Annotated in this window: 21 protein-coding genes; 16 read left to right on the forward strand and 5 right to left on the reverse strand. The window is 69.9% G+C overall.

Features of this window, described 5'->3' with window-relative positions; genetic code table 11:
* Positions 1 to 46: 46 nt before the first annotated feature.
* The gene (locus tag ACFOY2_RS18250; protein WP_357814689.1) at positions 47 to 694 is read right to left on the reverse strand and encodes a response regulator transcription factor; all 648 of its coding nucleotides are present in this window, start codon (positions 692 to 694) and stop codon (positions 47 to 49) included.
* Positions 695 to 785: 91 nt separating this feature from the next.
* Here ACFOY2_RS18250 and ACFOY2_RS18255 point away from each other — a divergent pair, with 91 nt between their 5' ends.
* Both ACFOY2_RS18255 and ACFOY2_RS18260 read left to right on the forward strand, forming a co-directional pair.
* Positions 786 to 1,550 carry an ABC transporter ATP-binding protein gene (locus tag ACFOY2_RS18255; protein ID WP_379529238.1) on the forward strand — a complete coding sequence of 255 codons (765 nt, stop codon included), beginning with the start codon at positions 786 to 788 and terminating at the stop codon, positions 1,548 to 1,550.
* Positions 1,547 to 3,481: an FtsX-like permease family protein gene (locus tag ACFOY2_RS18260; protein WP_379529239.1), complete on the forward strand. Its 1,935-nt coding sequence runs from the start codon at positions 1,547 to 1,549 to the stop codon at positions 3,479 to 3,481. The genes ACFOY2_RS18255 and ACFOY2_RS18260 overlap by 4 nt, the downstream gene beginning before the upstream one ends.
* A gap of 81 nt (positions 3,482 to 3,562) precedes the next feature.
* Here ACFOY2_RS18260 and ACFOY2_RS18265 read toward each other — a convergent pair whose 3' ends face one another.
* Positions 3,563 to 4,564 (reverse strand): LLM class F420-dependent oxidoreductase, encoded by a 1,002-nt coding sequence (locus tag ACFOY2_RS18265; RefSeq protein ID WP_379529240.1) that lies wholly within the window; start codon positions 4,562 to 4,564, stop codon positions 3,563 to 3,565.
* Between the two features lie 52 nt (positions 4,565 to 4,616).
* On the opposite strand from ACFOY2_RS18265, the gene ACFOY2_RS18270 reads away from it, so the two are divergent.
* Positions 4,617 to 6,077 carry a sulfatase family protein gene (locus ACFOY2_RS18270; protein WP_379529241.1) on the forward strand — a complete coding sequence of 487 codons (1,461 nt, stop codon included), beginning with the start codon at positions 4,617 to 4,619 and terminating at the stop codon, positions 6,075 to 6,077.
* A gap of 5 nt (positions 6,078 to 6,082) precedes the next feature.
* Here the strand turns inward: ACFOY2_RS18270 and ACFOY2_RS18275 are convergent, their stop codons facing one another.
* The gene (locus tag ACFOY2_RS18275) at positions 6,083 to 6,799 is read right to left on the reverse strand and encodes a FadR/GntR family transcriptional regulator (RefSeq protein ID WP_379529242.1); all 717 of its coding nucleotides are present in this window, start codon (positions 6,797 to 6,799) and stop codon (positions 6,083 to 6,085) included.
* 272 nt (positions 6,800 to 7,071) lie between these two features.
* On the opposite strand from ACFOY2_RS18275, the gene ACFOY2_RS18280 reads away from it, so the two are divergent.
* From ACFOY2_RS18280 to ACFOY2_RS18290, 3 genes are all read left to right on the forward strand, one after another.
* The gene (locus tag ACFOY2_RS18280; protein WP_357814705.1) at positions 7,072 to 7,803 is read left to right on the forward strand and encodes a (Fe-S)-binding protein; all 732 of its coding nucleotides are present in this window, start codon (positions 7,072 to 7,074) and stop codon (positions 7,801 to 7,803) included.
* On the forward strand, positions 7,800 to 9,203 hold the full coding sequence (locus tag ACFOY2_RS18285) for a lactate utilization protein B (RefSeq protein WP_379529243.1): 1,404 nt from the start codon (positions 7,800 to 7,802) through the stop codon (positions 9,201 to 9,203). The genes ACFOY2_RS18280 and ACFOY2_RS18285 overlap by 4 nt, the downstream gene beginning before the upstream one ends.
* A gap of 91 nt (positions 9,204 to 9,294) precedes the next feature.
* The gene (locus ACFOY2_RS18290; protein ID WP_379529244.1) at positions 9,295 to 9,852 is read left to right on the forward strand and encodes a LutC/YkgG family protein; all 558 of its coding nucleotides are present in this window, start codon (positions 9,295 to 9,297) and stop codon (positions 9,850 to 9,852) included.
* Here ACFOY2_RS18290 and ACFOY2_RS18295 read toward each other — a convergent pair.
* Positions 9,842 to 10,855: a baeRF2 domain-containing protein gene (locus ACFOY2_RS18295; protein ID WP_379529245.1), complete on the reverse strand. Its 1,014-nt coding sequence runs from the start codon at positions 10,853 to 10,855 to the stop codon at positions 9,842 to 9,844. The genes ACFOY2_RS18290 and ACFOY2_RS18295 overlap by 11 nt on opposite strands.
* A gap of 3 nt (positions 10,856 to 10,858) precedes the next feature.
* Positions 10,859 to 11,269 (reverse strand): DUF2795 domain-containing protein, encoded by a 411-nt coding sequence (locus ACFOY2_RS18300; RefSeq protein ID WP_379529246.1) that lies wholly within the window; start codon positions 11,267 to 11,269, stop codon positions 10,859 to 10,861.
* A gap of 77 nt (positions 11,270 to 11,346) precedes the next feature.
* On the opposite strand from ACFOY2_RS18300, the gene ACFOY2_RS18305 reads away from it, so the two are divergent.
* From ACFOY2_RS18305 to ACFOY2_RS18350, 10 genes are all read left to right on the forward strand, one after another.
* Complete coding sequence (locus ACFOY2_RS18305; RefSeq protein WP_379529247.1) at positions 11,347 to 12,426, forward strand: GNAT family N-acetyltransferase; 1,080 nt, start codon at positions 11,347 to 11,349, stop codon at positions 12,424 to 12,426.
* 80 nt (positions 12,427 to 12,506) lie between these two features.
* A complete protein-coding gene (locus ACFOY2_RS18310; RefSeq protein ID WP_379529248.1) occupies positions 12,507 to 13,682 on the forward strand; it encodes a bifunctional cobalt-precorrin-7 (C(5))-methyltransferase/cobalt-precorrin-6B (C(15))-methyltransferase in 1,176 nt (391 codons plus the stop codon).
* A gap of 70 nt (positions 13,683 to 13,752) precedes the next feature.
* Positions 13,753 to 14,598 (forward strand): sirohydrochlorin chelatase, encoded by an 846-nt coding sequence (locus ACFOY2_RS18315; RefSeq protein ID WP_379529249.1) that lies wholly within the window; start codon positions 13,753 to 13,755, stop codon positions 14,596 to 14,598.
* Between the two features lie 16 nt (positions 14,599 to 14,614).
* A complete protein-coding gene (cobT, locus tag ACFOY2_RS18320) occupies positions 14,615 to 15,694 on the forward strand; it encodes a nicotinate-nucleotide--dimethylbenzimidazole phosphoribosyltransferase (protein ID WP_379529250.1) in 1,080 nt (359 codons plus the stop codon).
* 24 nt (positions 15,695 to 15,718) lie between these two features.
* Positions 15,719 to 16,732 carry an agmatinase gene (gene speB, locus ACFOY2_RS18325; protein ID WP_379529251.1) on the forward strand — a complete coding sequence of 338 codons (1,014 nt, stop codon included), beginning with the start codon at positions 15,719 to 15,721 and terminating at the stop codon, positions 16,730 to 16,732.
* Positions 16,733 to 16,813: 81 nt separating this feature from the next.
* On the forward strand, positions 16,814 to 18,046 hold the full coding sequence (cobA, locus tag ACFOY2_RS18330) for a uroporphyrinogen-III C-methyltransferase (protein WP_379529252.1): 1,233 nt from the start codon (positions 16,814 to 16,816) through the stop codon (positions 18,044 to 18,046).
* Positions 18,043 to 20,400, forward strand: coding sequence for a dynamin family protein (locus ACFOY2_RS18335; protein WP_379529253.1), 2,358 nt, complete (start codon positions 18,043 to 18,045; stop codon positions 20,398 to 20,400). Before cobA ends, ACFOY2_RS18335 begins: the two co-directional genes overlap by 4 nt.
* The gene (locus ACFOY2_RS18340; RefSeq protein ID WP_379529254.1) at positions 20,397 to 22,019 is read left to right on the forward strand and encodes a GTP-binding protein; all 1,623 of its coding nucleotides are present in this window, start codon (positions 20,397 to 20,399) and stop codon (positions 22,017 to 22,019) included. Before ACFOY2_RS18335 ends, ACFOY2_RS18340 begins: the two co-directional genes overlap by 4 nt.
* A 700-nt stretch (positions 22,020 to 22,719) precedes the next feature.
* Positions 22,720 to 23,907, forward strand: a complete 1,188-nt coding sequence (locus tag ACFOY2_RS18345) for a single-stranded DNA-binding protein (protein ID WP_379529255.1) — start codon at positions 22,720 to 22,722, stop codon at positions 23,905 to 23,907.
* 818 nt (positions 23,908 to 24,725) lie between these two features.
* Positions 24,726 to 26,045: a sensor domain-containing diguanylate cyclase gene (locus tag ACFOY2_RS18350; protein WP_379529256.1), complete on the forward strand. Its 1,320-nt coding sequence runs from the start codon at positions 24,726 to 24,728 to the stop codon at positions 26,043 to 26,045.
* Positions 26,046 to 26,332 lie beyond the last annotated feature (287 nt).

Genomic DNA, 26,332 nt, shown 5'->3' on the forward strand with positions numbered 1-26,332 from the left:
GCGCTGAGGTTCTGATTCACTTGTATCCCGCGAGCCCCGCTGTTAATCAGCTCACCACGCCGGATTCCCACGCCCAAGCCGCGATTCCAACCCGATTGCGGACAGCGAGCTTCGTCTGGATGCTGCCGAGATGGGTTTTGACCGTCGAGAGCGACACGAACAGCTCCGCCGCCACCTCCTGGTTCGTGTGCCCCCTCGCCACGAGCCGCACGACGTCCAGCTCGCGATCGGTCAGCAGCTCGTTCGAGGGGAGCGCGGCCCGCCGGGGCTGGGTCAGGTGCTGCAGCAGGCGCACGGTCACCGACGGTGACACCAGCGCGTCACCCGCCGCGGCCGCCTTGACGGCCTCGATCAGCAGCGTGGGCCCGCTGTCCTTGAGCAGGAACCCGGTGGCGCCGGAGCGCAGCGCCCCGTAGACGTACTCGTCCAGGTCGAACGTGGTCACGATGACCACGCGCAGGGGGTTCTCCACTCCCGGTCCCGCCAGTACCCGGGTCACTTCCAGCCCGTCCAGCTTGGGCATCCTGATGTCGAGCAGGCACACGTCCGGCCGCAGCCGCCTGGCCTCCGACACCGCCTCGGCGCCGTCGGCCACCGCGGCCACGACCTCCATGTCCGGTTGAGCGTCCAAAATCATCTGGAAGCCGGTGCGTACCAGTTGTTGGTCATCGGCGATGAGAACCCGAATAGTCACGGCCCCAACTCTAGAATCAGCCGTTCGGACGAGGGAGATCTGGTCGCACGGCCGATCCGCCGCACCCCCTCCGGGCGAGAGCCTGTTCGTCATGAACGACGTACTTGTTGGACGAGCCCTGGCCAAGCGGTTCGGGCAGACGGTCGCCCTGGGCGGCGTGGACATCACCGTACGGGGCGGCGAGGCCGTGGCGATCATGGGCCCCAGCGGTTCCGGCAAGTCGACGCTGCTGCACTGCCTGGCGGGGATCATGAAGCCGGACGCGGGCGAGGTGCACCTGCTCGGCCAGCGCATCGACACGATGGGCGAACGCCGCCGCAGCGGGCTGCGCCGCACCCGCTTCGGGTTCGTCTTCCAGTTCGGCCAGCTCCTGCCAGAACTGCCCGCCGAGGAGAACGTGGCCCTGCCCCTCATGCTGGGCGGGGTGCCCAGGGCGCAGGCGGTACGGCAGGCGCGCGAGTGGTTCGCGCCCCTGGGCCTGCACGGCATGGAGGCCAGGCGGCCGGGGGAGCTGTCCGGAGGCCAGGCGCAGCGGGTGGCCATCGCCAGGGCGCTGGTGAGCAAACCGGCCGTGGTGTTCGCTGACGAGCCCACAGGGGCGCTCGATCAGCAGACCGGGCACGACACGATGCGGCTGCTGGTGGAGGCGACCAAGCACAACGGCGCCTCGCTGATCGTCGTCACCCACGACACGAACGTGGCCGGATGGTGCGACCGCACGGTCGAAGTCCGCGACGGCCACCTGATCGCCACGGGAGGTTCCCCGGAGGCGGGTGGCGGGTCGATGGGCGACGGTCGTCAGCCGGCCCCTCAGAACTCCGCTCTGACGCGGCCGGCCGCCAGGAGCACCGCGTGAACCTCGACCTCACCTGGCGCCTGCTCAAGGGCTCGGGCCGCAAGGGCATGCTCGGCACCTGGCTGACCCTGGGCGCCGTGGCCGTGTCCACGGCGCTGCTGCTGTTCGCCGTGGCCGTGAACTTCGCCTTCGCCGCCAGGGCCGAACGGGGCGCGTGGCGCAACCCGGTCCCCGCCACCTCGAACGCGGTGGCGATCGAGGCCTCGCGCTTCGACTACGTACGCGACCAGGCGATCACCGTCATCGACCTGGCCGCGCTGAAACCGGGCGCGCCCGCGCCACCGGGGCTGCCCCGCTTCCCCGCGCCCGGTGAGGTGTGGTTGTCACCGGCCCTCGCCGAGTTGGCCCGCCAGTTGCCGTCAGACCAGTTGGCCAAGCGTTACCCCGGCCCCAAGGGCGTGCTCGGCGACGAAGGGCTGGTCCACCCTGACGAGCTGGTGGCGGTCGTCGGCCACGCGCCGGACGCACCCGCGATGACCGCCCAACGCAGCAACGACTGGATCGAGGGCAAACTGCCCACCAAGGTCGCCGGCCTGGCGGGCGCCCCGAGCGAGGACGCGCAGGTGTACCAGGTGCTCACGGTTGTCGCGAGCGTGCTGATGGTGGTGCCGCTGCTGGTGTTCGGGGGCGCGGCGGCCAGGCTCACGGTGGCCAGGCGGGATCAGCGGCTGGCGGCGCTCAGGCTGGTCGGGGCGACGCCGGGCCAGGTGGTGGGCATGACCGTGGCCGAGGCGATGATCGTCGCGCTGGCCGGCGCCCTCGTCGGCGCGATCGCCTTCGCGGCGGCGACGCCGCTGCTGGCGGGCATCGAGATGCAGGGCGGCTCATGGTTCGTCGCCGACCTGTTTCCGAGCCCACTGGTCCTGGCCGGTGTGCTGGTCGCGGTGCCGCTGCTGGTGGGGCTCTCGGCGGTGGTCGGGTTGCGGCGCGTCGTGGTGAGCCCGCTCGGCGTGGCCAAGCGCGAGACGCCGCCCGCCATGCGGTTCGTACGGGTGCTCGCCCTGCTTGCGGTGCTGGCCGCGTTCCCGCTGCTGGCCAGGGACCGCAGCGTGGCGGTCGTCGCGGTGGCGCTCGGGCTGGCCTTCCTCTGCCTCAACCTGGCCGGACCCTGGGTGGTCGGCATGATCGGCAGGATCGCCGCCAGGTACGCCCGCCGCCCCGCCCGGCTGCTCGCGGCCCGCAGGCTCGTGGACGACCCGCGCGCCGCCTGGCGGACGGTGAGCGGGGTGGCGCTGGCCGGCTTCGTGGCGGGCTTCATCGGGCTGCTCAGCCCGGGAGCGTTCGGCGGCGAGGCCGAGCCTGCCCAGCTCCGCGTCACCGCGCCGGCCGGACAGGTGGAGCAGGTGGCGGAGCGGGCCCGTGAACGGCTGGCCGCCGCCAAGGTGACCTCCACCGTGAAGGCGTCGGAGAACGTCGTCGTCGCGGCCCTGGGCAGCTACGCCGACACGGTCACGGTCGACAGGGCGCGTACCGCGCTGGCCGGGCTCGTCCCCGGACGCACGCCCACGACCGAGACCGACGAGGAGCGGTTCGGCCTGCAGATCCTGGCTGACGTCCGGGTCGGCACGGTGGTGGTGCTGGCGGTCTCGTTCCTGGTCGCCATCGCCAGCGCGGGGATCACGGCCGCGTCGTCGATCCTGGACCGGCGGCAGACGTACGGGCTGCTGCGGCTGGCGGGCACGCCGCTGGAGGTGCTCGACGGGGCGCGGCGCGCGGAGACACTGATCCCGCTGACGGTCATGGGTGGCGGGGCGATCCTGACCGGGGTGTTCTGCGCGATGCCATTCATGATTGGCGGAATGAGCACGAACGGGGTGATCACGCTGGTCGTCTGCGTCGTGGCCGGTTTCGGCGGCGTGGTCGCCGCAGGGGCGCTGAGCAGGCCGCTGCTGCGCTCGGTCACCACCGACCCGGCCCCACGCCCCGACTGACCGGCCCTCGGTTCCAAGGGGCCGGAGACCGGCGCGGGGGCGTCAGCCGCCAGGTCCCGGCCCTGCGCTGGGCGATGGCCGTCAGCCGAGTACCAGGTCGCGGATCAGTTTCAGTGAGGGTTCGTCGCGTGGTCCCATGACGAGCAGGCTCGTGACCGGACTCTCGCGCCACAGCTCAAGCCGTTCCTTGATCCTCCCGGGCGGGCCGACGAGCGAGATGCCGTCGGCCAGTTCATCCGGGATCGCCTTGAACGCTTCGTCTTTCTTCCCGGCCAGGTAGAGCGACTGGATGTGCTCGGCGGCCTCGGCGTAGCCCATCCTGCCGATGATGTCGGCGTGGAAGTTGCGCTGTTTGGCGCCCATGCCGCCGATGTAGAGGGTGAGCATCATCTTCACGCCGTCCAGCGCGGCCCGGACGTCGTCGGAGATCAACACCATCACCATGGCGGCCACGTCGAAGCCCTCGGGAGCGCCGGCCAGTGACTCTCCGTACATCTCCTCGATCTTGGCAGGGAACGCGAACAGCGGCAGCCACCCCTGCGCGACCTCGGCGGCGAGCGCGACGTTCTTGGGGCCCTCCGCCCCGAGGTAGACAGGGATGTCCGAGCGGAGCGGATGCGTGATGAGTTTGAGTGGTTTGCCCAGTCCGTCCGGCAGCGGCAGCGGGTAGTGCGGTCCTTCGTTCGTGACGGGTTCCTCGCGGCGCCAGACCTTGCGCATGATCTCGATGTACTCGCGCGTCCTGGCCAGCGGTTTGGCGAACGGCTGGCCGTACCAGCCCTCCACGACCTGCGGGCCGGAGGCGCCCACCCCGAGCAGCAACCGGCCGCCCGTGAGGTGGTCGAGGGTCATGGCGGTCATCGCCGTCGTGACGGGTGGCCTGGCCGACATCTGGGCGATCGAAGTGCCCAGTTTGATGCGGCTGGTCCGAGCTCCATACCAGGCCAAAGGGGTAAAAACATCGCTACCGTATGCCTCCGCCGTCCATACCGAGTCATAGCCGAGACGTTCCGCGGCGAGCACCGATTCCGTTGCGTCATCGGCGTTACGCTGCCAGTAGCCAAGGTTCAAGCCAAGCTTCATGGGACACCTCCGGAATTAAGTTCTATTACGGCGGCGGCGGGCCCGGGTGTCAATGGCGGATCTATCGGGGAAGTCACACTCTGTGGTCAAGGGCCTATGTCGTCTCGCGTGTCTCCTGCTGCTTCTCCTGCCGGCGGCGGAGACCACGATGGCCGAGGGTGATTCTCGGCCGAACATCGTGTTCATCATGGCCGACGATCTCGAAGCGGGCACGCTGCGGTACTTTCCCAACATCACCGAGGAACTCGTGCGCCAAGGCGCCTCGTTCGACCGTTTCTTCGTGTCGAACTCCTGGTGCTGCCCCTCCAGGTCGTCGATCCTGCGCAGTCAGTACGTCCATAGTCATGGCGTCTACACCAACACTGCACCGGAGGGGGGATTCGACCGCTTCCACACCTTGGGTCTGGAACGTTCCACGGTCGGCACCTGGATGCAGGAGGCCGGATACCGTACGGCGTTGATGGGCAAGTTCCTCAACCACTATCCGGGTGCCACCGCCGATGAGAAGTTCGTGCCGCCCGGATGGGACGAATGGGACGTGCCCGTGCGCGACCTCTACGAGGAGTACGGCTACCGCCTCAACGAGAACGGCGAGCTGTTCGACTACGACTGGACCGAAGAGGACTACCTGTCGGACGTCCTGGCCCGCAAGGCCCACGACTTCATCACCGCGTCCAAGGAGCCGTTCTTCCTCTACCTGGCCCCCGTCGGCCCGCACAACCCGACCAACCCCGCCGTCCGTCACGCCAACGCCTTCCCGCTGGCCGCGGCGCCGCGCCCGCCGTCGTTCAACCAGGACGACCTGAGTGCCGAGCCGCTCTGGCTGCGGTCCCGTCCCAAGATCACGCCGGAGGGCATCGCCGAGGTCGACGAGCGCTACCGCGACCGCATGCGCGCCATGCTGGGCGTGGACGACCTCGTCGGGTCCGTCATGGACGCGCTGCGCCAGTCGGGCCAGCTCGACGACACCTACATCTTCTTCACCTCGGACAACGGCTTCCATCTTGGGACGCACCGGCTCAAGCAGGGCAAGACCACTCCGTTCGAGGAGGCGATCAGGATCCCGCTCGTCGTCCGCGGCCCCGGCATCAAGCAGGAATCCACGATCGACCACATGGGGGCCACGGTCGACCTGGCCACCACCTTCGCCGACCTGGGCGGGGCGGCGACGCCGCCGTTCGCCGAAGGCCGCTCTCTGGTTCCGCTGCTGCGCGGCAGGTCGCCGTCGAACTGGCGCAAGAACGTCCTGGTCGAGTTCGACAGGCCGTCCAACCGCTCGTCGGCCGCCCAGACCCCGGTGCCCGCCTATCGGGCGTTGCGGACAGAGCGCTACACCTATGTCCGGTACGAGACGGGCGAGCTCCAGCTCTACGACCTGGAGCACGACCCCCACCAGCTCCGCAACCTGGCGAGCACCGCCGACCGGTCGCTGCTGGTCAGGTTGGACGAGCGGCTGCGGGGGATGATGATGTGCGGGGGCGCGAGCTGCAGACAGGCCGACATGAGCGGATGAGCGCGTCAGCCGGCGGGGAACAACGACGGGTACGCGTGGGCCAGGTGCTCCGACACGGCCCTTACGGCCTCGTCGGCCCGGCCGCCCTCGATGGCCTCCAGGATGCGGACGTGGTCGGCCCGCAGGATCGACGTGTCGCCCAGGCGCTGCACCGCTTCGACCGAGTATCTCCGCATGGAGTCGCGCAGTGAGCGCATGATGGCGGCGATGAGGCGATTGCCTGACGCGTCCGCGATCGCGCAGTGGAAGGCGGTGTCGTGCTCGACGAACTCCTCCGCCGTTCCCGCCGCGTCCATCCCGGCGAGGGCGGCGGCCAGGCCGGAGGCGTCGGCGCGCCCGGAGGCGGCCAGGGCGGAGGCGTGCGCGGCGGCCCACTGCTCGATCATGTGCCGGGTGTCGATGACCTCGCGCATCTCCAGGCTGGCCAGCCCGAGGTGGAGCCTGAGCAGGTCCGTCAGCGCCGAGTCCGGGCGTGAGGTGAGCACGGCCCCGGCGTCGGGGCCCCGGCCCACCTGGGAGGAGACCACGCCGAGGGTCTCCAGGACACGCATGGCCTCCCGCACGGACGAACGGCTGACGCCGAGCTGCTCGGCGAGCTGGCGCTCGGCGGGCAGGCGGTCGCCCACGGTGAGGCCGTCCTCGGCGATGCGCCGCTCGATCTGGGCGAGCACGTCCTCGAACGTCCGCGTGCGCTTGACGGGACGCCAGCCGCTGCCGTCCAACGAGCCTCCCTCATGGTGGCTGGAATGGGCGTGGTTCGATATGGTCTGACCATACTGTGGTCAGACCATACCAACAAGAAACCTGCCGCCCTACTGTTCTGCCTGGTGCGGGTGGTGGCGGCAGTCCGCTTGGCGGATTTCTCATCGGCCAACAAGAAACCCGCTCGTGGGTCTGCCGCCCTGCTGTCGGCAGTCCGCTTGGCAGGCCTGCTCGTGGGGCTGCCGCGTTGCTGTGTTACCTGGTCCAGGCTGTGGGCCTTGGAAGGAGGGCTGTGAGAGTCGCCCTGTTCATCACGTGCGTGAACGACACGCTCTTCCCCGGCACCGGCAAGGCCGTCGTGTCGCTCCTGCGCAGGCTCGGCTGTGACGTGGACTTCCCCGTCGCCCAGACGTGCTGCGGGCAGATGCACGTCAACACGGGCTATCGGGAGGAGGGCGTACGGCTGGCGCGGCACTTCACCGAGGTGTTCGCCGGGTACGACGCCGTCGTCGCCCCATCGGGGTCGTGCGCCGCCATGGTGCGTGAGCAGTACCCGAAGCTGGCGCGTCCGGGCAGCAGGGGAGCGGCGGCGATCGCCGAGGTGGCCCCGAAGGTTTATGAGCTGTCCGAGTTCCTGGTTGACGTCCTGAAGACAGACGACGTAGGCGCATATTTCCCGCACCGGGTGACATATCACCCGACATGCCACTCACTCCGTGGCCTCCGCCTCGGCGACCGGCCCACCCGGTTGCTGCGCAACGTCAAGGGCCTGGAGCTGGTGCCGCTGCCGGGCGCGGAGGAATGTTGCGGCTTCGGGGGGACGTTCGCGGTCAAGAACCCCTCCGTCTCCGCCGCGATGGGCGCCGACAAGACCAGGAACATCCTGGACACGGGTGCCGAAGTGCTGTGCGCGGCGGACAACTCCTGCCTCATGCACATCGGGGGCACCCTGAGCCGCCAGAAGACCGGCGTCAGGACCATGCACCTGGCGGAGATCCTCGCGTCGACGGAGGAGGCCCAATGAGCGCGACATTCCTCGGCATGCCCGGAAATTTCCCGAAAAACGCTGAGAAAGCCGTCCAAAACTCGCAGCTTCGCTACAACCTCCGGAAAGCCACCCACACCATCCGCGGCAAGCGCGCAGGCGTCGTGGCCGAACTGCCCGACTGGCAGGAGCTCCGCGCCGCCGGCAAGGCGATCAAGGACCTCACCCTCCGCCACCTCGACCGTTACCTCCTCCAGCTCGAAGAGGCCGTGACCAGGGCGGGCGGCACCGTCCACTGGGCCAGGGACGCCGCCGAAGCCAACCGCATCGTCACCGGCCTGGTCAAGGCCACCGGCGAGACCGAGGTGGTCAAGGTCAAGTCGATGGCAACCCAGGAGATCGAGCTCAACCAGGCGCTGGCCGAGCAGGGCATCACCGCGTACGAGACCGACCTGGCCGAGCTGATCGTCCAGCTCGGCGACGATTTCCCCAGCCACATCCTGGTCCCCGCGATCCACCGCAACAGGTCGGAGATCCGCGAGATCTTCCTGGACAAGATGCCCAAAGTCCCGGAGAACCTGACCGACGACCCACCCGCGCTGGCCGAGGCGGCCCGGCTTCACCTGCGCGAACGCTTCCTCAAGAGCAAGGTCGCCATCTCCGGCGCCAACTTCATGATCGCCGAGACCGGCACGCTGGTGGTGCTGGAATCGGAGGGCAACGGCCGCATGTGCCTGACGCTCCCCGAGACCCTCATCAGCGTCGTCGGGATCGAGAAGCTTCTGCCCTCCTGGCGGGACCTGGAGGTCTTCCTCCAACTACTGCCGAGAAGCTCCACGGGCGAGCGGATGAATCCCTATACGAGCATGTGGACGGGCTCGGTCGAGGGCCAGGACTTCCACCTGGTGCTGCTCGACAACGGCCGCACCGACGTGCTCGCCGACGAGGTGGGCCGCCAGGCGCTGCGCTGCATCCGCTGCTCGGCCTGCCTGAACGTGTGCCCCGTCTACGAGCGCACGGGCGGCCACGCGTACGGCTCGGTCTATCCAGGGCCGATCGGCGCGATCCTGACCCCGCAGCTCAGGGGCATGTCGTCGGACCTGGACGCCTCGCTGCCGTACGCCTCCAGCCTGTGCGGCGCCTGCTACGAGGTCTGCCCGGTCGCCATCGACATCCCGGAGGTCCTGGTCGACCTGCGGGCCAAGGCCCCGCACGCGGCGGCGGAGCGGGCCGGGATGAAGGTCGCGGGCTGGATACTCAACGACCACCAGCGCCTGGCCAAGGCCCAGCACGCAGCCACCCGCCTGCGCAAGCTGGTACCCAAGAGACTGCCGGGACCACTGTCGTCCTGGACCGACACCAGGGACGTCCCGGAGATTCCGGAAGAATCCTTCAGAGACTGGTGGGAGCGAACCCAACGGAGCGAGCGAAGCGAGTGAGAAGGGTGAGTGACCAAATGGGCAGGGAGCGAACCCAACGCAGCGAGCGAAGCGAGTGAGAAGGGTGAGTGACCCATGGGGAGGGAGCGGGATGGGCGCGCGTGAGGAGATTCTGGCCAGGATCGGCAGGGCCGTGGCCGGTGCGGACGAGGTGGACGTCCCCCGTCGTTACCGTACGACGCAGCAGGTCGATGACCTGGTGGGTCTTTTCGCCGAGCGAGTCGACGACTACCGCGCGATCGTGCACGTGCTGCCCGCCTCCGAGGTCCCCGGCAGGATCGAGGAGAGCGTCGCGGGACGCCGCATGATCGTCCCGGACGGCTTCGAGCGGGACGGCGGCTGGGGCGACCTCGACACGGCCGACGGCGTGATCACCGGCTGCGCCGTGGCGGTCGCGGAGACCGGCACGATCGTTCTCGATCACGGCCCCGGTCAGGGCACGAGGGCGCAGACGCTGGTCCCCGACTACCACCTGTGCGTGGTCCGGGCCGATCAGATCGTGGCGGGGGCGCCGGAGGCGATCGCCCGGCTCGACCCGTCCCGTCCGCTCACCTGGATCAGCGGCCCCTCGGCCACCAGCGATATCGAGCTGAACAGGGTTGAGGGCGTCCACGGCCCCAGAACCCTGGAAGTGATCATCAGTACCTGAGGACGGCGGCCACGTCCGTGACGCCGTCGGTGAACCAGAGCTCCGCGTCGGTCATCGCCGCCGCCCTGGCCAGCGCGGAGTCGGCGCGTTCCTGAACCGGCTCGTCCACGCCCCAGCGGCGCAGTTCGCCGGCGTCGGTGGCGAGCTGTGTGCCGCCCGCGCCGATCCAGATGAGCCGCGGCAGCTCGCCGGGCGAGAGCACGGCCTGCACGCGGCCCTCGCGCAGGGCCTGCGCGACGCGGGCCACGCCGACGGGGCCCGCGCTCTCCTGGTGCCGTTCCAGCAGCTCGGCGCGCTTGCGGCCGAGCCAGTCGTCGAGCGCTTTCTCCACGTCGTGCTCGAATTGCCCGTGGTTGGAGCGGCTGCCGTGCTCGACCATCATGACCCGGTCCACGGACTTGGTGTTGAGATGTTCCAGCAGGTACGAGCGCGACTTCGGCTCGCCGGCCACCAGGATCAGCTGCGCGCCGATGCGGCGTACCTGCTCGTCGACCTCGCGCGCGGTGGCCACCGCGTTCTTCTCCCAGGTCTCGTCCACCGCCCTCTCGTAGCGCTTCTGCGACCAGCCGCCCTGCGCGGTCTTCTGCAGCGGCCACAGGTCGGCCGCCACCACGGCCCGGCGCGGCGATCCGCCGCCGAACACCGTCAGCTCCGCCCCGGCGTGATCCACGATCACGCGCAGATGCGGGATGTTCTCGCCGCGCCGCATGAGCATCGTCGTGATGTGCGGCAAAGGCGAGTACATGGCGATCTCGGACGGCGGCTCCGCCAGCGACTCGGCCAGCACCACGTCACCGTGCGTGGCGAACAGCGCCCGCCCCGCGGCGGCCCGCAGCGCCTCCTCCTCCAGGGCGTCCAGGGTCCGCTTGTCCACTTGGCCGTCGAGCCGGTCGCGCACGCTGCGCCAGTGGGCCGCCCGCTCTGGGCCGGTGAGCGCGCCGAGGTAGACCGACGCGTACGGGCCGCGCCGCTCGTACAGGGGCCGGATGAAGTCGAGCCGCACGGGTCACCACCTCCGGATTTCCACACCGAGCCCGAGGGCCTTGGCGACCTCGGCCACGTTCCTGAAGCGGCGTTCCGGGAGGGAGCCGACCATGTCCAGCACCGGGTCCGGGGCGCCCACGCGTTCGGCGTGTCGGGCGAGTTCGTGCTTGTTCGCGGGCCAACGAGCGTCGCTGAGCCATTTCGCCAGATCACTGCGGATATCGACGCCACGCTGTGTGATGCCGGGCGGGGTCCCCGGCTCGTGGCCGGGCGGATACGACTGCCGCAGCCCCTCGCCCGGCGCCGGCATGCCTTCGGGGTCCTTCCACTCCTCGGCGTGCGTGGGACCGCAGCCGCGAATCAGGCCCTCGGTCTCATGCTTCTGCTGGTCGTCCAGGCGTGCGCTGTGCTTGTCGCTCCCCCGTTGTGCCATGGTTCCCACACTCCTCTCAACCGCGCTCCTACCCCTGCTTTCGTGGGCAAACATGGCCACTGTGTACTCTGCCGAGCGTGTTCGATTCCGATGTGAACATCGCTACGGAACGGCTCACTCTCCGGCCGTTCGGCCCCCAGGACGCGGTCAGGCTCCGTGCCATCGTGAAGTCGGGCGTCCAGTTCCTCCCGCCCGGCGCGCCGGCCAAGACCTCCGGCGTCGCGCAGTGGCTCGCGCACGGCGTGCACGAGCTGCGCCGCTCGGGCCAGGGCCTGCACCTGGCCATGACGGACGCCGAGGGCCTGATCGTGGGCGCCATCAGCCTGTTCAAGACCTCGTGGAGCGCGGGCACGACCGAGGTCGGGTACGGCGTGCACCCGCTCTACCGGGGCCGGGGCTTCGCCACCGAGGCGGTGCGCGGGCTGGTCGGCTGGGCGTTCGGGACCCTGGGGCTGCGCAGGATCGACCTGACGGCCAACCTGGACAACCTCGCCTCTCTGCGCGTGGCCCAGAAAGCGGGCTTCACCTGGGAAGGCGTGCTCCGATCCGCGATCATGGAGGACGACGGCCCGCACGACCTCGTCATGTTCGGCCTGCTGCGCGACGACGGCCGCGCGCCCGCCGGCGCCCTGCCCAGGACGGAGTTGCGCACCGAACGGCTGCTCCTGCGCCCCCAGGCCGCCGCGGACGTCCCGCACCTGACCGCCACCGCCGCGGACCCGCTCACCCAGGCCCAGACCGGCGTGCCGAGCGACTACACCGAAGGGCACGCCAAGGCCTACATCGACCATTCGGAACGCATGCGGATGAGAGGCGCGGGCATCGCCTGGACCGTCGAAGAGCTCGACACCGGACGCTACACCGCCAACGTGGATCTCAGGGACCTCGACTGGCACAGCAGAAGCGCCGAGATCGGCTACATGACGGCCCCGTGGGCGCGCGGCAGGGGCTACGCGGGGGAGGCCGTCACGGCCATCGCGCGCTGGCTGTTCGAGCGGCATGGCTTCCGCCGGCTGCAACTGCGCGCCGTCGCCTCGAACACCGCTTCGCAGCGGGTCGCGGAGAAAGCCGGCTTCGTCCGCGAAGGCGTGGCCCGTGCGGCTCTGGCCGGTGACGATCTGATCGTCTACAGCCTCATCCCGTCCGACCTGGCCTGAGGGCACGCCGGACTGACCTCCGCACCCTTTGTGAAACCCCTCCGCACCCGGCACCCTTGAGATGAGGACGGTGAGGCACAATGATCACGGTTGTCGGCTGGGACGGATCCGAGCTTCCGGCGAAGGCGGTGGACAAACTCCACGAGGCGGAACTCGTCGTCGGACCCGACGCCATTTTGGCGCAGCTCAGGCTCACCGCGACGACCGCAGCCGACGGGTCGCTGCTCGAAACCCTGGATGACCACCTGGAACACGGTCAGGGCCCCGCCGTCGTGGTCACGGAGGGCGATCCCGGATTCTTCGGAGTCGTCCGCACGTTGCGGGCACACGGCCTCAACCCGGACGTGTTGCCGGCGATGTCCCTGGTCACCCGCGCCTTCGGCTGCGCCGGGCTCAACTGGGAAGACGCGCTGGTCGTCGCCCCTTCGGGGCCGCGGCAGCTCAACCGCGTCGTCAACGCCTGCCGCGCCCACCCCAAGGTCGCGCTGATCGTCGCGCCCGGCGTCGGCCCCGCCGAGATCGCCAGGGAGCTGGCCCCGACCACGCCGCGCGCGCTGATCGTGTGCGAGGACCTGGGCGGCCCCGACCAGCGGATCACGCACAGCCGCATGGGCGAGGCCACCACCCGCCCGTGGAAGGACCCCGACGTGGTCCTCGTCATCGACCCGCTGCACCGGCCGAAGGAGCCGAGCTGGGTGGCGGGCGCCAGGCCGGGCCCCGCGGAGTGGGCGCTGCCGTTCGAGGGCGGGCTCCCGGCTGAGGTCAGGGCGTTCGTCCTGGCCAAGCTCGGTCCCCGGCTCGGCGACCTGGTCTGGGACGTCGGCGCGGGCGTCGGCGAGATCGCCGTCGAATGCGCCAGGCTCGGCGCGGCCGTCGTGGCCGTCGAACGCGATGAGGAGTCCTGCGCCAAGCTGCGCGCCAACGTGCTCCTGTACGGTGTCAAAGTGGCTTTGACCAGGGGACAGGCGCCTCCGGCTCTGGAGCCGCTGCCCGACCCCGACGCTGTCTTCGTGGGCGGCGGCGGCCCCGACGTGGTGGTCGCGTGCGCGGCCCGCCGACCGCGTACGCTGGTGTGCGCACTCGCCAAGGTCGAGCAGGTCTCGGCCGTGCTCGACCGGCTGCGTGAGCAGGGCTACCGCGGCGAGGGCACCCAGATACTGGCCTCCAACCTGACGCTCAACCCCGACGGCTCGCACCGCTTGACCGCCTCTGACCCGGTCTTCGTGGTGCACGCGACACCTGCGCACACGGCCTGACCTGTCCCCTACCGCTACGCATCGGTTATCCTCGCGTGACTTTGTCTACCGCACCGGAGAATCCCTCACAATGAAGCCGCCGCTCCTGCTGATCGGGCAGGGCTCTCAGGACGACGCCTACGCCGCGGAGTTCGGCAGGTTCGTACACCGGCTCCGCTGCCGCCTCGACCAGTCGGGCGCCGACGTCTCGGGCGGTTACTTGGAGCGCGCCACTCCCCGGCTGAGCGATTCCGTCTCCTCTTTGGTCGCCAAGGGACATCACCGGCTCGTGGCCCTGCCGATGAGCCTCAGCAGGATGGGGGAGGAGTTCCCCGCCGCGATGGCGCTTGAGCAGCAGCGTCACCCGACGCTGATGTACGACTACGGCCGCCCGCTCGGGCCCGACCCGCGTGTGCTGACGCTGCTGGCCGAGCGGCTCAACGAGGCCGCCAGCGAGCTGTCCAGGCCGCGCGCGCTGGAGCTGGCGGGCGCCAGGCCACGGCTGCGCGCCGTCGACGCGCTGCCCGTCGAGGACCATCCCGCGCATGTCGAGCCGGGCGAGACCGCGGTCGTGCTGGTCGGCGAGGGCTCGACCGATGCCGCCGCCAACGCCGAGGTCCACCGGGTGTCGCGGCTGTTCTGGGAGACGCACGCCTACGACTTCATGACCGTCGAGACCGCGTTCGTCTCCGTCACCCCGCCCGGCGTGCCCGGCGGGCTCGAACGCTGCCGCCGCCTCGGGGCCAAGCGCGTGATCGTGGTGCCCTATCTGCTGTTCGCGGGCGGCATGCTGGAGAGGGTGTGGGCGCAGGCGCTGGCGTACGGCGCCGGGCACCCGGACCTTGACATCCGCTGCGCAGAAGTGATCGGCGACTGCGAGACTCTGGCCGATGTCGTGATCGACAGATATGAGGAAGCGCTCCAACTCGTCCCGTAAGTGGAGGTTGTTAGCAGTGCTCGCTGAGACGCTCGCCGCGATCCGTCCCGCCGACAGGCGGGCGATCGCCGACGCTCGAGCCCACCAGGACCGCCTGACCAAGCCTCGCGGCTCGCTCGGCGTTCTTGAGGAGATCGCGGTACGCCTCGCCGGGGCGTCCGGCGCCTGTCCGCCGCCCATGCCCTTCCCCGCGGCGCTGGCCATCTTCACCGCCGACCACGGCGTGCACGCCCGCGGCGTCAGCCCCTGGCCGCAGGAGGTGACCGTCCAGATGGTGGCCAACTTCCTGGCGGGCGGCGCGGTCGCCAACGCCTTCGCCGCGCAGGTCGGCGCGTCGGTGACCGTGGTCGACGTCGGCGTCGCCACCGACCTGCCCGACGCGCCCAACCTCGTCAACCGCAAGATCGGGTACGGCACCGCCGACCTGTCCAAGGGTCCGGCCATGACCGTCGACCAGGCCGTCAGGGCGCTGGAGGCCGGCATCACCGTGGCCCGCGACCTGGTCGACTCCGGGGCCCGCTGCCTGATCACCGGCGACATGGGCATCGCGAACACCACCGCCTCGGCCGCGCTGATCTCCGTGTTCACCGGCAGGGACGCCGCCGAGGTGACCGGCAGGGGCACGGGCATCGACGACGAGACCTACGAGCGCAAGGTCGAGATCGTCCGCGAGGCCATCCTCGCCAACGGCCTGACGGACGGCTCGGGCTCGCCCCCGCAGCCGAGCGAGGCGCTGCGGGCCCTGGCGGCCGTCGGCGGCTTCGAGCACGCGGCCATCGCGGGCTTCATCCTGGGCGGTGCGGCGGCCCGCGTGCCGGTGATCCTCGACGGCGTCATCGCCGGCGCCGGCGCGCTGGCGGCCGCCGCGCTCGACCCCGGCGCGATCGACCACTGCGTCGCGGGCCACCGCTCGGCGGAGCCGGGCCACGCCGCCGCACTCGACCACCTCGGCCTGCGCCCACTGGTGGATTTGGAACTGCGGCTCGGCGAGGGCACCGGCGCCCTGCTGGCGCACCCGATGGTCTGCGCGGCCGTCCGCGTGATGCACGACGTGGCCACGTTCGACTCCGCGGGAGTGACGGAAAAGCCCGTGTGATGATGGGGCCCTGGAGGTGAGGCAGTGTCCCGTTACGGCCCCATGTACGGCCCCGACTTCACATTCCTGGGCGTGGACCGCTGCGACGTCGGCGACCCGGCGACCTACGCCGGCGCCGACGTCGTGATCATCGGCGCCCCCTTCGACGGCGGCACCAGCAACAGGCCGGGCGCCAGGTTCGGCCCGATGGCGCTGCGCCAGGCCTGCTACCTGCCGCACGACGGTTCCAGGCCGAGCCTGGCCCTGCGCGTGGACGCCATGCGCGACCTGCGGGTGCTGGACGCGGGCGACGTCGAGTGCTACTCCGGCGACGTCGAAGGCTCGCTGGCCGCGATCGAGGAGGCGGTGCACCGCATCGCCGCCTCCGGAGCCGTTCCGCTGGTGCTGGGCGGCGACCACACGGTGGCGCTGCCCGACGCCAGGGGTACCGCCAGGGCCTACGCGCCCGGCCGTACCTCGATGATCCACTTCGACGCGCACGCCGACACCGGCGACATCACCTTCGGCCACCTGTACGGCCACGGCCAGCCGATGCGGCGGCTCATCGAGTCAGGCGCCATCCGCGGCGACAGGTTCCTGCAGATCGGGCTGCGCGGTTACTGGCCAGGGCCCGAGACGCTGAGCTGGATGGCCGAGCGCCGCATGCGGTCCTACGAGATGACCGAGATCGTGGCCCGCGGGCTGGAGGAGTGCCTGACGGAGGCGTTCGTGACAGCGCTCGACGACTGCGACCAGGTCTTCCTGTCGGTGGACATCGACGTCTGCGACCCCGGCCACGCGCCCGGCACCGGCACGCCGGAGCCGGGCGGGCTCACGGCCAGGCAGCTGCTCGACTCCGTCCGCCGCATCTGCTACGAACTTCCCGTGGCCGGCATGGAACTCGTCGAGGTGGCGCCGCCGTACGACCACGCCGACGTGACCGCCTACCTCGGAAACCGCGTTATCCTTGAGGCGCTGTCAGCGATGGCCAGACGCCGCAAGGACGATCAGGGCGGGCCTCGCTGGGATCCTCGGCAGCCTCTTCTCGACGGTCGTTAACTCGTGCGCAGCAAATGACGTATGCGGAGCCGGTAGGTTTGACCTCCTGAACACAACCTTCGCGAATGGGAGATTCCCCTCATGGGCCCCTACCTCCTCGGCCTGCGGCTTTCCGGCCGCCGGGTGCTGGTCGTGGGCGGCGGACGCGTCGCGCAACGACGAGTACCCGCGCTGCTAGAGGCCGGTGCGGAGGTCACGGTCGTCTCGCCTGGCGTGACCCCGGCCCTTGACGACCTGATCGCCGCCGGCAGGGTCACCTGGCACGCCCGGCCCTACGAGGTCGGCGACTGCGACGGCGCCTGGCTCGTGCAGGCCTGCACCGACGACAGATCCGTCAACACCGCGGTCGCGGCCGAGGCGGAGGCCAAACGGGTGTGGTGCGTGCGGGCCGACGACAAAGACGCCTCCGCCGCCTGGACACCCGCCACGGGACGGGTCGACGAGATCGGCGTGGCCGTCACCGCGGGCGGCGATCCGCGCAGGGCGGCGGGCATCAGAGACGCGGTCGTCGACGCGCTGCGCGACGGCACGGTCGACGCCCGGCGCAACCGCACCAAACCGGTCGGCGTGGCGCTGGTGGGCGGCGGGCCCGGCGATCCCGGGCTGATCACCGTACGCGGGCGTCAGCTCCTCGCGCAGGCCGACGTGGTGGTCGCCGACCGGCTCGCGCCCCGCGCCCTGCTCGACGAGCTCGCCCCCGACGTCGAGCTCATCGACGCGGCCAAGGTCCCCTATGGCAGGTCGCTGTCCCAGGACACGATCAACGACCTGCTCGTCGACCGCGCCAGGCAGGGCAAGTTCGTGGTGCGGCTCAAGGGGGGCGACTCGTTCGTGTTCGGGCGCGGGGGCGAGGAGATGATCGCCTGCGCCCGGGCCGGCATTCCCGTGCTGGTGGTGCCCGGCCTCACCAGCGCCGTCGCGGTGCCCGCCGCGGCCGGGGTGCCGGTGACGCATCGCGGCGTCAGCCAGGAGTTTCACGTGATCTCCGTGCACGTGGCGCCCGACGACCCCAAGTCCACCGTCGACTGGCCCGGCCTGGCCCGTTCCCAGGGCACTTTGGTGCTGCTGATGGCCGTCGAACGGCTGGCGAAGGTAGCCGAGGCACTCGTTCGAGATGGACGTGCCCCGGAGACTCCCGTAATGGTGGTACAGGACGGTACCCTTCCGACCCAGCGGGCGGTCACCGCTTCGCTTTCCACCGTGGCCGACCGCGTGTCCGCGGCTGGGATACGGCCGCCGGCGATCGTCATCGTCGGCGAGGTCGTGAGGGTCGGCCAGGAGGTCGAGATGGTTCGAGCGGAGCGCTTGCCTTGAGCACGGCCATGGATGACGGGCGGCAGGAGTCACCCGGGGAGCAGACGTTGAGCTTCCCCCCGGTGACGGACGAGGACCTGGCAGAGGTCCGGGACAACGATGCCCTGGACGGGGGCGACAAGAAGGTCGCGCCCGCCGCGGCCTCCCCCGAGGCCGAAGGGCCGGCCGAGAAGGGCGGTGAGGAGGCCGTGGCCGACGACGAACCGGTGAACTTCTTCGCCGCGCGCAAGAAACCCACCGGGCCGGCCGACCGCGCGGTGGCGGGTATGCCGGGCGGCGAGGCGTCGCGTGGGGCGGAGGAGGCCGAGCTCAGCGGGCCCTCGCTCTTCGTCAAGCCGGCTTCGCGCGGTGGGCCCGAGACGCCTCCCGAGCAGGACGAGCCGAGCGCCGCGGAAGGAGCGGCTTCCGCCGAGGACCCGCGCTCCGGCGACGAGCCAGACGAGGCCGTCCCCGGAGCCGCCGACAAGGCGCCCGCCCCGGTGGAGATCGCCGACGCGGATGTCAAGCCCGAGGAGACGAAGTCCGAGGCCACGCAAGAGGAGCCCGAGCCTGCGGAGCCCGAGTCTTCGGAGGCCGTTCCCACCGAGGTCGCTTCCGATCGAGCCGAGCCCGCCACGGCTGCTTCCGACGGTGTCAAGGCCGCCGCGTCTGTCTCCGGCGGGGCCAAAGCCGCCGCGACCGGCTCCAATGGCGCCAAGCCGGGCGGGGAGGAGTTGCCCCCCGAGACCGTCGAGACGCTCATGGCCGCCCTCGACACCCTCCGCGAAAGCGTCGCCGACCTGCGCTTCGGCCTTGAGCTTCCCGGTGCGGAGGAGGCCAGGAACGCCCAGGCCGACCTCCTGACCCAGCTCCAGGACTACGTGCTGCCCCGCGTCAAGACCAACACCGCCCCGGCCCTCATCGTCGTCGCAGGCTCGACAGGATCGGGCAAGTCCACGCTGGTCAATACGCTCGCCGAGAAGAACATCTCACGCACCGGCGTACGCCGCCCGACCACCGGCACCCCCGTCCTCGCCTGTCACCCTGACGACCGCAAGTGGTTCATGGAGGGAGACCTGCTCGGCGGCCTCGAACGGCTTGACAAGCCGTCCCAGGAGGCCGGGCTCCGCAGCCTGGTCGTCGTCGCGACCGAGAAGCTCCCGCAGGGCGTCGCGCTGCTCGACACCCCCGACATCGACTCGGTCGTCGAAGAGCACCACGAGATCGCCCACCGCATGCTCGACGCCGCCGACCTGTGGATCTTCGTGACCACGGCCGCCCGCTACGCCGACGCCCCCGCCTGGAACCTGCTGCGCCTGGCCAAGGAGCGCGGCGCCCGGCTCGCCATCGTGCTCTCGCGGGTGCAGCCGAGGTCCGGCGAGGTGGTTCTGAAGCACTTCGTCCGCATGCTCACCGAATACGGTCTGGGCGAGATCGATAGGTTCGTCATCAACGAGGCGAAAGTCCAAGACGGCAGGTTGCCCGACAGCGAGGTCACCGACCTGCGGCTCTGGCTGGCGGAGCTCTCGGTCGACGAGGAACGCCGCGCCCAGGCCGTCCGTGAGACGCTCAACGGCGTGCTCGACAGCTTCCGCACCCGCGTCCCCGCGCTGGCCAAGCACCTGGAGGGGCAGGTCGCGTTCAGGACGGAGCTGCGCAGCGACGTGGAGGCGGCCTTCCTGAGCGCGCTCAGCGAGATCGACAAGGCCTCGAAGAACGGCTCGCTGCTGCACGGCGAGGTGCTGGCCCGCTGGCAGGACTTCGCCGGCTCCGGCGACCTCATGCGCTCGCTCCAACTGCGCAAACGCGGCCGGGCGGCCAAACAGGCGCCCGAGCGCGTGCTGGCGTTCAGGTCGGCGATCCGCACCGGCCTGGAGTCGCTGATCGTCGCCGCGGCCAACCGGGCCGCGGAGGAGGTGGCGGCGCGCTGGCGGCACCGATCCGGGTTGGGCGCCAAGCTCGCGGAAGGGCTCGACCGGCCGTCCGACGACCTCGTACGCCACACCAGCCGCGCCATCGCGACCTGGCAGGAGCACCTGAGCGAGCTCGTCCGCACAGAGGGAGTGGCCAAGAGGTCGGTGTCGAAGCTGGTGTCGTTCGACCCCGACTCGCTCGCCCTGATCTTCACCGTTGCGATGTTCAGCGGCACCAACGGCGAAGGAGTGCCGCATCGGCTGGTCACCGCCCTGCTGGGCGCGGAGTCGCTGCGCGGCATCGGCGCCAAGGCGCTCAGCGACCTGCGGGCCAGGATCGGCATGCTGTTCGATGAGGAATCCATGCGTTACGTGCAAGCGCTCGACTCCGCGGGCATCCCCGACGAGTCAGTGGCGACCCGGCTCTACCAGGCGGCCTACAACCTCGAGGTGGCCCGATGACCACCGCGACCACCAGGCCAGGGCTGGCTCCGCGGCTGGCCGCGCTCACCAAGGTGGTGGAGCTGGGCCCAGGGCGGCTGGACAAGAAGCTGCTCAACGACGCCAGCACGCTGCTGATGCAGGCGGGCGACCGGCTCAAGCTGTCGTCCGAGCACACCGTCGTCGCCCTCGCGGGCGGCACGGGCAGCGGCAAGTCGTCGCTGTTCAACGCCGTCTCCGGGCTTGAGCTGTCGCCCACGGGCGTGCGCCGGCCGACCACCGCCCGCACGCACGCCTGCGTGTGGGGGCTGGAGGGCGCGGGGCCGCTGCTCGACTGGCTGCAGATCCAGTGGCGGCACCGCTTCTCCCGGGCCAGCGCGCTTGACAAGGGCGACAGCCAGCTCCACGGGCTGATCCTGCTCGACCTGCCCGACCACGACTCGATCAGGGCGCTCACCGACACCGAGGCCGACCGGCTCATCGGCCTGGCCGACCTGGTCGTGTGGGTGCTCGACCCGCAGAAGTACGCCGACGCCTCCACCCACCGGCGCTATGTGACCGAGCTGGCCGGGCACGACGCGGTGACGGTGTTCGCGCTCAACCAGGCCGACCGGCTGACCGCCGAAGAGCTGGCCGAGCTCGTCATCGACCTCAACGACCTGCTGCGCCGCGAAGGCGTCGAACACCCCAGCGTCGTCCCCACCTCGGCGGTCACCGGGCGGGGCATCGAAAGCCTCAAGAGCGTCGTCGCGACCGCCGTCAGCCGCCGCCGGGCCGCCATCCAGAAGCTGGAGGCCGACCTCCACCGGCTGGAACAGCGCCTCATCCAGGCCATGCCGCTGGGGGAGTCGCTGTCCGCCCCCTCGTCGGTCGACGAGGCCCGCAGGATGGGCCTCACCGACGCCCTCTGCGACGCGGTCGGCGTGCCCGCCGTGGGCGAGGCCATGGAGAACATCTACGCCGAGCGGTCCAGCCAGTGGGTCGGGTGGCCGTATCCGAGGTGGTTCGCCAAGTTCCGCTCCGACCCGCTGAAGACGCTGCGACTGGAGGGCGTGGGGGAGGAGATCCGCGGCATCGCGACCGCGTCGGTGAGCGCGCAGTCGGCCGAGGTCTCCAACGCCGTGCAGGCGCTGGCCGACGGGCTGTCCGTGGGGATGAACCCGGTCTGGCGCACCGCCGTGCACCGAGCCGCCCGTTCCCGCTCCAGCCAGCTCCCGAAGGCGCTGAGCGAAGACCTCACCGAGGTCGCGCCCCAACTCGACCGCGTGCCCGGCTGGTGGCGGGTGCTCAAGGTGTGGCAGTACCTTCTGGTGGCGGCGTTCGCCGCCGGAGTCGCCTGGCTGCTGGTCGGGCTGCTCATGCCCGACCAACTGCCGCCCGCCCTCGAACTCCTGGGCGACAGCACGACGTTGCCCTGGGTCGGGCTGATGACGGCGTCGGTCCTCGGACTCGGGGCGCTGTCGGGGATCGCCTCCCGCAACTTCGTCGAATTGGGGGCGTCGCGGGAGCGGGAACGCCTGGAACGCGAGATGAGGCGCAGGGTCGCGGCGGTGTCGACGACCATGGTGGTGGAGCCGGTGGAACGCGAACTGACCCGCCACCACACCTTCCACACCGCCCTCCGCGACCTGTCAACCTGAGCCCCGTCCCACAACCTCGGGGTCCGTCACCCACTCCGCGCGGGCACCAGGAGGCGCGTCCCCAGCTGGGCCACAAAGCAGCCCGGGGCCTTCGTTCGCCCCGGGGCCTGCGTTTTCGGCCCAGCGCCCCTGCACACCCGCCCCTGCTCCGTCCCTGACCCCAGCTCCAGCCCCGGGCCCGAACCTTGGCACCAGGCCCCAGCTCCGGTTCCGGCCCTGGCCTCGGCTGTCACTCCGGCTTCGGCCCTGGCTTCGGCTGCGATCTCGGTTCCGGCTATGGCTCCGGTCCTGGCTCTGGACTTCAGCCCCGGACCTCGGACCTCGGACGACCTCGCCCACCTCGGCCCCCGGACCTCGGATCCGGGACCTCGGACGACCTCGGGCCTCGGGCCTTGGATCTCGGACCGAGGCACGGTTCCGGCTGCGGCCAAGCCGCCACTTCTGGCTTCGGCTCGTCGGCGGTTGAAGGTGGCGGTTGAAGGAGGCGTTTGTCTGCCGCGTCCAATGAAGTGCGCCTGCGTGTGAACCGCCTTTGAGATGACCCGACAACCACGACAACCGGCCCCAGCCTTGTCCACAACCCCGACACACCCCCGCCTCCCCATCCACAGAACCCCATTCGGCCCCCCGCCCTCACCCCCTTCCACGGCACCGTATTCCCAGATCGCGGGCAGCCGGCCCGCAGCATGGGAGGCATGGGATGAACGACATCTACATCACACTCACCGGCAATGTCGCAGCAGAGCCAAGGCAATACAGCTTCGAGGAGGGCACCAAGGTCACCTCACTGAAGGTCCTCACCTCACACCGCTACTTCGACAAGAGGACCGGACAGTGGACGGACGGTGAGAAGGTCTGCTTCACGGTCCGCTGCTGGCGCGCGCTGGGGGATAACGTCGCCGCCTCGATCCGAGCAGGCCACCCGGTGGTGGTGTCGGGCAAGCTGCGTATCCGTGAGTTCGGCGCGGAGGGAGACCGCCGTTTCATGCCGGAGATCGAGGCCAGCGCGGTCGGCCATGACCTGCGCTGGGGCACCGGTGTCTTCACCAAGCCAGACCGGTCAGGAGGAGTGGCCTTGATGAGCAGGGAAATGCGCGACCGCCTCGACGAAGAGACCCGAGACTGGGCCATGGGCACCCAAAACACCCGCCCCAACCCACGACTCGCCGCAGCCCCCTTCTCCAGCGCAAACGAGTCCGCAGGACAAACTTTCGGGACCGCAAACACCCCCACGCCCACCCCGGAACCGAACTGGGACGTAACCCACCTCCCGTCAACAAAGAAGACCCCGATCCACACCATGAGCACAGGCGGGGAAGACGGGAACACGGATAGGTCGGACATCACGGGCATCACCGCCAATGCACCCCGTGCCCAGACCCCAGGCGACCACCAAGCCCACAACCCGGAATCCACCAAGCCAGAACCCCACACCCTCGATGCGCTCAAGGCCGCGCCTCACACCTCCGGAGCAGCAAGGACCAACCTCAACACCCCCGACGCAGCCGACCTCGGGCCGCACCTCTCTGAAGCAGCCAAGGCCGGCACCCGTATGGGTGAAGCAGATGAGACCAAATCCCGTAGGCCGACGGAAACGGACGGGGACGGACATCGCGCTTCGGGAACAACCGGAGAATCCGCACGTTCCCGAGGAACAACCGGAGGCACAACCCGCCCCCTCGGGCAGAGCCGGGAGGAATCACGCACTCGCGGAGCAGGCCGAGACGCGGCACGCAGCCGAGGAACGACCACGGTACGCGTCCTCGGAACGGAAGGGGAAGCATCACGCACCCCCTTGAGGCCCGAGAACGACGAGCAGGAGCGCATCGCGGTTAAGGCGCAAGCCGCCGCCGAGCCCCTGAGGCCGGATCAGCGAGCAGCAGCCTAGCCCTCGCGACCAGAGGCACCGGACCAGCACCGCGACATCAGGCGTTGATGGGCGGTGCTGCCCGGCGGCGTTGAGGGGCTGCTCCGAGTGTGCGTACTCCGGGTCGGAGTAGGGCGGGGACGACATGTGCGCGCTGGGCTTGGACAGTGGCGGCTGGCATGCGGGTGGGGGCGCTGGGTGGTGAAGGGGGCTGGGCAATCTGCGTGTCGGCCGCCGATCACATCGGCACTCCGATGCCTCTGCACTTACCTGCGCGGCTGTCGAAGCGATTGCTGTGCCCGTAGGAGGAGGGGCTCATCGAGTCGTGGATTAATGATCTCGTTGTACGGCTGCTACCTGGATGAACAGGGCCGAGATGGCTCAGGAATTACATCGCTCCGCGGAACGTGATCGGAGGTTGTTCGGCATCTGACTCTGAAGATGGCGGATCGCAGAGGGAAGTAGGTGCTGCCGAGAAGGTGTTTGTGGCTGGCGGAAAGATCGTTATTGATTTGCGTCGCAGGCAAAAGCGTAAAGCGGTGAAGACATTAAACCCGTGCGAGAGAAAGGGGGATAGGGGACGGCCGAATTTGGGGGAGGGGGCACCGGTGCGTCCCGTTGACACCCCCGAGGGACGGCCGATGGCGTGTTGCCCGTGTCAGATGGCTAGTGCATCTGTTAGGTCCAGGTAACGCCCTGCACCATGGCACTGCTCCTTTCCAGCACGGCCCGCTCGCGGAGTGAACGGGTGTAGTCATTGCCAAACGTAGCGGTTCCCATCGCGCAACGCACACTCCGCAATTATTGTGTTACACATCGTTAGTCAGGGAGGAGACGAGATGGCGGTGACCAGTCACGCTTCGATCAAGTCTCGCGACGGTGTGTCAACATTGGCCTGCCGCTGGCCGTTGCTTGGGCAACGCCGCCCGCTCGTGGGCTACGTGTGCGCGACAGTCGCTCTTGATCTCGCCGCGATCGTGCTGTTCGCGGCTTCGACTGAATTCACCTGGCGGGATGTGCTCACGTTCGGTGCCCTCATGGGGTGCGGCGCGGTGTGCATCGAGGCGACCAGACGCTTGGGCGTGCCCGCCGGGGTCTCGCGGGACCTGTTGTCGGCCTGGTGGCTGCCCGTGGCGCTGCTGTTGCCCCCGGTGTATGCCCTCTTCGCGCCGATCGTGCTGCAGATTCTGCTCCAGGTCCGTGTGCGGGCGACGGTGCTCTACCGTCGCGTGTTCAGCTCGGCGGCCATCGGCCTGGCCGGGTGTACGGCCTCCGTCGTGTTCCACTGGTTCGTCGAGGATCCGCGGGTGTTGCCGCAGGACGGCGGCTTGCCGATCATCTACGCGGTGGTGGCCTCCGTACTGTTCTGCCTGCTCAACATCGGCCTCATCGCCATCGCGGCGCACACGGCCGACCCCGACATCGCTTGGCGGGAGGTCCTGTGGGACAGGGAGAGCGTCCTGCTGGACATCGTCGAGCTCTGCCTGGGCGTCATGGTCTCGATCTGTTGCAGCCTCAACCTGGGGCTGCTGGTCCTCACGCTGCCGCCGGTGGTGCTGCTCCAGCGCAGCCTCCTGCACGCCCAGCTCCAGGCCGCGGCCCGTACGGACGCCAAGACCGGTCTGCTGAACGCCGCCGCCTGGCAGCGCGAAGCCGACACCGAGATCGTCAGGGCACGCCGCACCGGCGACACACTGGCGCTGCTGATCATCGACATCGACCACTTCAAACGCGTCAACGACGCCCATGGCCACCTGGTCGGCGACCAGGTGCTCGTCGGGTTGGCGGCGACGCTGCGCAGCCAACTCCGCGACTATGACGTGGTAGGGCGGTTCGGGGGCGAAGAGTTCGTCGTACTGCTGCCAGGGGCCGACATGGAGGAGGCCTGCCAGGTCGCGGAACGACTCCGCGTCCACATCAGCCACATGGCCGTTCCCGCCGGCGGCACCTTGATCAGGGTCACGATCTCGGTCGGGGTCGCCTTGATGAGCATCCACGGCGACGACCTGATCGACCTGCTCGCCGCCGCCGACCTGGCCCTTTACCGGGCGAAGGAGCTGGGGCGGGATCAGGTCTGCGTGCCGGTGGCACAACAGCCCCCACCGTTCCCTAAGACGCCCCCACCCCCACGTTCCCTCCCCAAAGACCCCAATCTCTGACCTTTCTCCCTCCCGCTCCTTGAGATCTTCGCTCTCCTCGGTGTCCTCGCTCCTCAGGGTGCACTTCGCTCTCACTGGGCTCTTGGTGCCCGCGCGATGTCGTCCCGGTACTCGGTGCTCATGGCATCCAGGACCAGCTCGTATGGTCGGATGCCTGGCGCTGACGGCGACCGCGTTGCTTTGGGCCACCGCCCTTACGTACCTCTCAGCCCAACGTCGCTTTCGGTCCTTGAGCCCTTCTCGGGCATCTTGGGCCCTCCCAGCTCTTGGTTCCCTCCCGGTTCTTG

It is taken from the genome of Nonomuraea purpurea (assembly GCF_042650645.1).
GTDB lineage: Bacteria > Actinomycetota > Actinomycetes > Streptosporangiales > Streptosporangiaceae > Nonomuraea > Nonomuraea purpurea.